We start from the raw sequence: 6,259 nt of genomic DNA on the forward strand, positions 1-6,259 counted from the left end.
CCCAAGACATGCCGCGTGGACGCGGGCAGGCCTGCCCAGGTCGCGAGTCCGACCCCCGCCCCCGCCGCCCCCGGCTCCCTGTCCCAAGCGACACCCAGCCACCCCCGCAGCGGGGGGACGCAGGCCGCGGGCGTGCGCGAGGTCTTTGGGTCGATGTCCAAGCCCTTTCACGCGGGCCGGGCCGCTCAGAGCGGGGTGCTCGCCGGGCTGCTGGCACGCCGCGGATTCACCTCCACCCGCGAGATCCTCGAGGGCCGCCGGGGCTTCGCCGCCGTGCTCTCCACGGCGTCCGACATGGAGCAGATCTCCGATGGCCTCGGTGAGCGGTGGGAGCTGCCCAACAACGGCCTCAAGCCCTACTCGTGCGGCGTCGTGAGCCACCCTCTCATCGACGCCATGATTGCGCTGCGCAACGAGCACGGCGTGTCGGCGGACGATGTCGTGTCGGTCGGCGCGAGGGTCCACCCGCTGGTGCTGGAGCTCATGGACCGCCCGAACCCGCGCGTGGGGCTGGAGGGCAAGTTCTCTCATCAGCACTCGATGGCAGTGGGGCTCATTGACGGCGGCGCGTTCCCGGCGCAGTACACCGACGACCGCGTGCTCGACCCGGCGGTCGCCGCGCTCCGTGACAAGATTCGCGCGACGGTGGACGACTCGGTGGCGGAGGATGCCTGCGAGGTCACCGTGACGCTCCGCGACGGACGCACGATCTCCGAGAGCGTGGCGCACGCCACTGGCGCTCCGGAGAACCCGATGCCGGACGACATGCTGGAGCGCAAGTTCCGCACGCTGGCGCATCGCGTCCTCCCGGAGGCGCAGGCAGACGAGCTGCTGGCCGCGCTCTGGTCGCTGGACACCGTCGACGACGTATCAGGTGTGATGGCGCTGACGCGGGGGTAGGGGGTGGGCTGAGATAATGGCAATAGCCGAGTCCAGGGTCTACTGGAAGCCCTCCAGCTCGATGATCGTCAGGTGCGCGCCCTGCGGGTCCTCGATGTAGATGAAGCGTCCAACCTCAGGCACGGTCAGCTCGGGCGTGATCTCCCTCGCTCCCATCGCCCGGGCCCGCTCACGTGCGGCGTCGAGGTCCTTCACGGCGAAGTAGATGGACCAGTAGGGCGGGAACTCACCCCACTCCTTTTGGATTTCCATCATCCCGGCGGCCGGTTGTCCGTCCAGCAGGAACGCCGTGTACTCACCGGTGCCGTCGGCCATAGGCCCGGTCGTGACCTGCCAGCCGAAGAGGCCGCCGTAGAACTGCGAGGCCGCACTCGGGGCGTTGGTGTAGAGCTCGTTCCAGGACAGCGCGCCCGGCTCGGCGAATACCTGCGCGCCGATCTCCTGCTTGGGCTGCCAGAGCGCGAAGACGGCGCCCGTCGGGTCCTGCGCAACGACGACCCGCCCGGCATCGAAGACGTCGAAGGGCTCCTGCGCCAGCGTCCCGCCGAGCTCTTTGATGCGTTCGGCCGACTCGTCGGCGTTCTCCACGGTGAAATAGCTTTGCCAGAACGCCCGGCCGCCGAGCGCCTGACTCATCTCCTCGGGCATCTGGTAGATGGCGAAGCACAGCCTTCCATTCTTGTTCAGCGTGGTGTAGACGGCGTCCGGGCCGTCGGCCAGGTCCATCGCGTCCACTTGCAGCAACTCCGAGTAGAACCGCCTCGACGCCGGGGCGTCCGGCGATCCGAGGTCGGCCCAACTGAACATCCCGGGCGTATGCTTGGTGACTTCCATGTGTTTCTCCTGCTAGTGCTAGTCTTGGTGCAGACGAGACTATAGCTAAGGGCAATGGCTCTCGCAAGGGGGATCCAGTACACGCCGCTACAGTGCAGCCAATGACCGCCTCGCAACCCACGCACCGGTGGCGCACAAAACCCCGTCCCATGCCAGCGGTCCCTAGAACTAGGTTGCCGACGTGTCCAGCGTGAAGGCACTGACGCGGGGGAGGGGTATCATTAGGTGGTCGGGAATCCAATGCAAAGGGATTTTTGAGTCTGATACTCTGCCATCCAATGATTCAGAGCAATGTTCGAGGGAAAGGACAAATGATGAAGCTGGTGATATTTGCAGCATTGCTTGTTGCGGCCGCCGCAACTGCTCTTCTCGCGATCTACATTACAGGGATTGATAGTGAAAGGATCTCCAACATTGTATACGCGGAGTCGAAGATAGCTGAGCGTGACGCCACGATTGTATATCTAGAAGGTGAGGTACATAAAGGAAACGCCGCAATTTATGATTTACAAGGTGAGATACGGCAAAGAAACTCTGCTATTGCTCAGCAGAACCGTGAAATACGTACGCTTAGACAGCGAGAAGCTACTCTGAAGGCCACCATTGAAAGGGCGGAAAGAAGTTACGGTGTAAACAACCTTGATTGGATAAGCGATATAGAAGAAGTTTTAGAACCGTTCTTGCCTCTTATACCAGGCGGCCAACATATCGCTTTGGCCTTTTTCATACTTAGGACAATCTTTACATTTGTCGCATAGCTTATCATGTGCCTGGCGTTGCCAGATACAGAGGAGCACTTGTGACGGGCTTCCCCCATGTCTTTTTGGAGTCTCGTGGAAGCCGTGAAGCAAGCAGAAGGGCACGCTCGACTCGCCGCGCGCAAGAGCGGGTTTATGCCGCAGGCGTGGTTGGACTCTTGATTCTGCGTAGGCCGTTATGGTAGATGAATGTCATTCTGGATTGGCGCGTGACACGCGAGCACCCGCGCGCTATCATCCGCCAAGACGCCGTCGAGGTGGCGGCGTGAAGGAGGTTGCAATGCTGTCCTTTGAGGAAAATGAATTCCTGTCACGAGTCGGCCCCGGCACGCCGATGGGCGAGCTTATGCGGCGTTTCTGGCAGCCCATCCTGCTCTCGGATGAGGTGCCGGACCGCGACGGCCCGCCGGTGCGCGTGCGCCTGCTCGGCGAGGACCTAGTCGCCTTCCGTGACTCCAACGGCGGCGTCGGCATGATCGACGCCTTCTGTCCCCACCGTCGCGCCGGACTCTTCTTCGGCCGGAACGAGGAGCAAGGCCTGCGGTGCGTGTACCACGGCTGGAAATTCGACGTCAGCGGCGCCTGTGTCGACATGCCGTCGGAGCCCGTGGAGAGCAATTTCAAGGACAAGGTGAAGATCCGGGCCTACCCCACGGTGGAGGCCGGGGACTGCATCTTCGTGTACATGGGGCCGCCGGAAGTGCAGCCGCCCTTCCCGCACTTGGAGTGGACGCGCGTGCCCTCCGCCAACCGGCTGGTCATGCGCTGGATCCAGGACTCCAACTACATGCAGACCATTGAGGGCGACCTGGACACGTCCCACGTTTCCTTCCTGCACCGCTGGTTCGACCCGAACAATCGCCCGCGCGTGGTGGGTCGGCGCATCAAGAATGGGAAGGACATGACCGTCATCGACGGCTCGCCGAAGCTCATCGTGAAGGAGACCGACTACGGCTTCATCTACGGCTCGCGGCGCGACATCGGCGACGGCGAGTACTACTGGCGCTGCACGCAGTTCATCCTGCCGGCCTACAACCTGATTCCCAGCCCACTGTTCCCGACGACGGGTCACGCGTGGATCCCCATCGACGACGACCACACCTCCGTCTTCTCCTTCACGTACGACCCCTATGAGCCGATCTCCGACGAGCAGCGGGAACTGCGCCGCAAGACCACCATGGACATGGAGCGCGTGCGCCACAAGACCATGGACGGCCAGATCATCGACGGCTGGCACGATGTCCGCAGGATGCAAAACGACTTCCTGATCGACCGTGACATGCAGCGGACGTTCAACTACACCGGCATCCCGGTGGGGCGCTCGCAGGACGAGGCGATGACGGACAGCATGGGCCGCATCGTGGACCGGACGCAGGAGCACCTCGGCACCAGCGACACGGCGATCATCTTCGCGCGCCGCCAGCTCCTGCGCATGGCCCGCGAGCTGCAGGAGGGCGTCGAGCCGGCCGCGGTCAGGGATGCGCCCTCCTTCAACGTCCGCGCCGTCGACGTGGTCAACACCATCTCGGACTTCAAGGAGCTGATGGTCACGGACGGCCACGTGGCGAAGGGCACCGTGTAGCTGCCACAACTGCGCCCCGCAAGTCTGAAGTAGAGAGGCCGCCCCAGAAGGGGCGGCCTCTTGGTTTGCTTGGGGAACGCGACCCGCTCGCGCAGCGAAAGAGGGGTTGAGTGCAGCTTAGGGGAGAATAGTCCTGCGGGAGTCTTTGCTGGCGACCCGGAGGGGATTCGAACCCCCGATCTCCGCCGTGACAGGGCGGTATGTTAGGCCGCTACACCACCGGGCCGCGTTACTTCAATGGTAGCTGGCATGGGCTGGGGGTGTCAATGTGAGATGGCTGGGGCGCACGGCCCCGAACTAGAACGCTCAGCCCAGGCCGTGATAGCCGATGACCACCTCGCCGTCCACCACCATGACGGGCGTGATAGGCTCGCCGTTGGAGAGCCGCAGCAGCTCTTCCTTGGCGCCGGGGACCTCGTCGATGTCGATTTCCTTGTAGGGCGTGCCGTTGTCCTTCATCTCGGACAGGGCGGCGTCTGAGTAGCTGCAGTCCTTGCGGGTGTAGATCACGACGGTTGCCGTCTGCGCCACGTGTCACCTCAATTCGGGAGTGTCTGCTGCACATGATACCTGCCGGCGTCAAGGCTCGCTGCGTCGGGGCTTGGCGGTCACGGGCCGGCGAGAAGTTCTTGGCGGACAAGCCAAAAGAACTCGCGGAGGCGCCAGTGCATAATTAACAATCCACCATTGGTAATCTTGAGCGCCTGGAAAGATATACTCAAGGGATGGACTGTGAAAATCAAACGCAGATAAACCAGATATCGTGTCGGGAAACAAAAGATTATTGGTAATGAAACCCTTTGAAAATCCAAGATTGCGCGCTAGATTACTTGACAAGCCAAGTCTGGTTTGCTAGGATGAGTCTAGTTGATACAAACGGTTGAGCGGTAAGTTCCCAATTCAGAGAGGCAGGTCGGCTCCAATGATGAATGCAGTGCCATACGTCCTTTCCTCCATGGCTGATGACCTCCTCCGTGCGACCCGGAAATTGGAGCAGGCCACCAACGAATCGTGGGCCACTGACTGGGGGCAGTTCGGACTCCGGTGCCCTCACAATATTGTGGTGAACCACCTGTTAGCGCTGAATAGCTCCGTTGAGTCAATTCGGCAGCATGTAAGGGTCCAGCATTCTCTTGCACACCGCTAGTTGAAGCGGTAGGATGCCCATGACCTCGGCGCCATTGCCTGCTGTTGCAGGTACATTGTGTGTGCCGACGCTTGCTGAATGTATGATTGATGATCGGAATGTCGGAAAGTACCCCGTGAGCGTGGCGTCCACCCTCACCGAAGTGTCTGAGCACCGGCTCCGGGCCTTTGAGGCCGCAGGTCTGCTGGAGCCTCAGCGCACCCAGGGAGGTACGCGCCTCTACTCCGACGCTGACCTCGACCTCATTCGCACCATCGCAGAGCTCTCCGACAAGGGCATCAACTACGCTGGTATCCGCGAGGTGCTGGAGATCACGCTGACCGGCGAAGACGAGGACAGTGAGGAGTAGCCGAAGGCACTCGCATCGGTTTCACCAGGGCAACAAGAGAGGCGCGACAAACTTTGTCGCGCCTCTCTCCATTTGGCCTGTAGTCTCGTGCTGGCTGGCCTACATGTCCATCCGCTTCTCACCGGACAGGTACGCATCCGGCTCCTTGGAGAAAGCGACCCTGCAACCCGGACCGCAGAAGTAGTAAGTCACGCCGCTGTGGTCGTGGGTGCCGCCCGGCGGCTTCTTCACGTCGACCTGCATATGACACACAGGGTCCTCTGCCTTCTTCCCACCGAACAGTCCCAGAAATCCCGGGCTCATGTATTCCTCCCCGCCTCAGGTGCGCCGCTCTCCGCGGCGTCTGACCATTCGCCGCCTACCGCGGCGGCCTGAACCGGCTTAGACGCAGCGAGTTCGCAACGACGGTGACCGAGCTGATGGCCATGGCCGCCGCCGCCAGCATGGGGTTCAGGAAGCCCCTGTCCCCAAAGGCGAACTCAAGGTATGCGGGCACGCTGCCCACGGAGTTGAACACCAGGTGGAATGCGCCGGCGGCAATGGGGATCAGCAGGATGTTGTAGATGAAGGCCCAGAAGAGGTTCTGGCGGATCACCCGCACCGTTGCGTTGCTCAGGGCAAAGGTCGTGAGCAGGGCGCGGAGGTCGCCGCGCAGCAGCGTAACCTGTGCCGATTCGATTGCAACGGCG

Annotated in this window: 8 protein-coding genes and 1 tRNA gene; 4 read left to right on the forward strand and 5 right to left on the reverse strand. The window is 62.1% G+C overall.

Annotated features, from left to right (window positions below; translation table 11 throughout):
* On the forward strand, window positions 1–900 hold a 900-nt coding region (locus tag OXC99_09875), incomplete at its 5' end, for an MmgE/PrpD family protein (GenBank protein MCY4625290.1).
* A gap of 39 nt (window positions 901–939) precedes the next feature.
* On the opposite strand, the gene OXC99_09880 is transcribed toward OXC99_09875, so the two are convergent.
* Window positions 940–1,734 carry a VOC family protein gene (locus OXC99_09880; protein MCY4625291.1) on the reverse strand — a complete coding sequence of 265 codons (795 nt, stop codon included), beginning with the start codon at window positions 1,732–1,734 and terminating at the stop codon, window positions 940–942.
* 278 nt (window positions 1,735–2,012) lie between these two features.
* Here OXC99_09880 and OXC99_09885 point away from each other — a divergent pair, with 278 nt between their 5' ends.
* Complete coding sequence (locus OXC99_09885) at window positions 2,013–2,492, forward strand: hypothetical protein (GenBank protein ID MCY4625292.1); 480 nt, start codon at window positions 2,013–2,015, stop codon at window positions 2,490–2,492.
* Window positions 2,493–2,772: 280 nt separating this feature from the next.
* Window positions 2,773–4,074 (forward strand): Rieske 2Fe-2S domain-containing protein, encoded by a 1,302-nt coding sequence (locus OXC99_09890; GenBank protein MCY4625293.1) that lies wholly within the window; start codon window positions 2,773–2,775, stop codon window positions 4,072–4,074.
* Between the two features lie 149 nt (window positions 4,075–4,223).
* Here the strand turns inward: OXC99_09890 and OXC99_09895 are convergent.
* Window positions 4,224–4,300, reverse strand: a tRNA-Asp gene (locus OXC99_09895).
* A gap of 80 nt (window positions 4,301–4,380) precedes the next feature.
* The gene (locus OXC99_09900; GenBank protein ID MCY4625294.1) at window positions 4,381–4,605 is read right to left on the reverse strand and encodes a glutaredoxin family protein; all 225 of its coding nucleotides are present in this window, start codon (window positions 4,603–4,605) and stop codon (window positions 4,381–4,383) included.
* Between the two features lie 698 nt (window positions 4,606–5,303).
* Between OXC99_09900 and OXC99_09905 the strand changes: the two genes are divergently transcribed.
* Window positions 5,304–5,570: a MerR family transcriptional regulator gene (locus tag OXC99_09905; GenBank protein ID MCY4625295.1), complete on the forward strand. Its 267-nt coding sequence runs from the start codon at window positions 5,304–5,306 to the stop codon at window positions 5,568–5,570.
* Between the two features lie 99 nt (window positions 5,571–5,669).
* Here the strand turns inward: OXC99_09905 and OXC99_09910 are convergent, their stop codons facing one another.
* Window positions 5,670–5,873 carry a YHS domain-containing protein gene (locus tag OXC99_09910; protein MCY4625296.1) on the reverse strand — a complete coding sequence of 68 codons (204 nt, stop codon included), beginning with the start codon at window positions 5,871–5,873 and terminating at the stop codon, window positions 5,670–5,672.
* 55 nt (window positions 5,874–5,928) lie between these two features.
* The coding region (locus tag OXC99_09915) for a heavy metal translocating P-type ATPase (protein ID MCY4625297.1) at window positions 5,929–6,259 on the reverse strand (331 nt) is incomplete at its 5' end.

Source organism: Chloroflexota bacterium, from assembly GCA_026713825.1.
Lineage (GTDB): Bacteria > Chloroflexota > Dehalococcoidia > Lucifugimonadales > UBA1127 > UBA1127.

Bases quoted from the DNA above. Each gene is read 5' to 3' on its own strand.
- OXC99_09880 (MCY4625291.1), bottom strand. From the start codon at position 1,734: ATGGAAGTCACCAAGCATACGCCCGGGATGTTCAGTTGGGCCGACCTC.
- OXC99_09885 (MCY4625292.1), top strand. From the start codon at position 2,013: ATGATTCAGAGCAATGTTCGAGGGAAAGGACAAATGATGAAGCTGGTG.
- OXC99_09890 (MCY4625293.1), top strand. From the start codon at position 2,773: ATGCTGTCCTTTGAGGAAAATGAATTCCTGTCACGAGTCGGCCCCGGC.
- OXC99_09905 (MCY4625295.1), top strand. From the start codon at position 5,304: ATGATTGATGATCGGAATGTCGGAAAGTACCCCGTGAGCGTGGCGTCC.
- OXC99_09910 (MCY4625296.1), bottom strand. From the start codon at position 5,873: ATGAGCCCGGGATTTCTGGGACTGTTCGGTGGGAAGAAGGCAGAGGAC.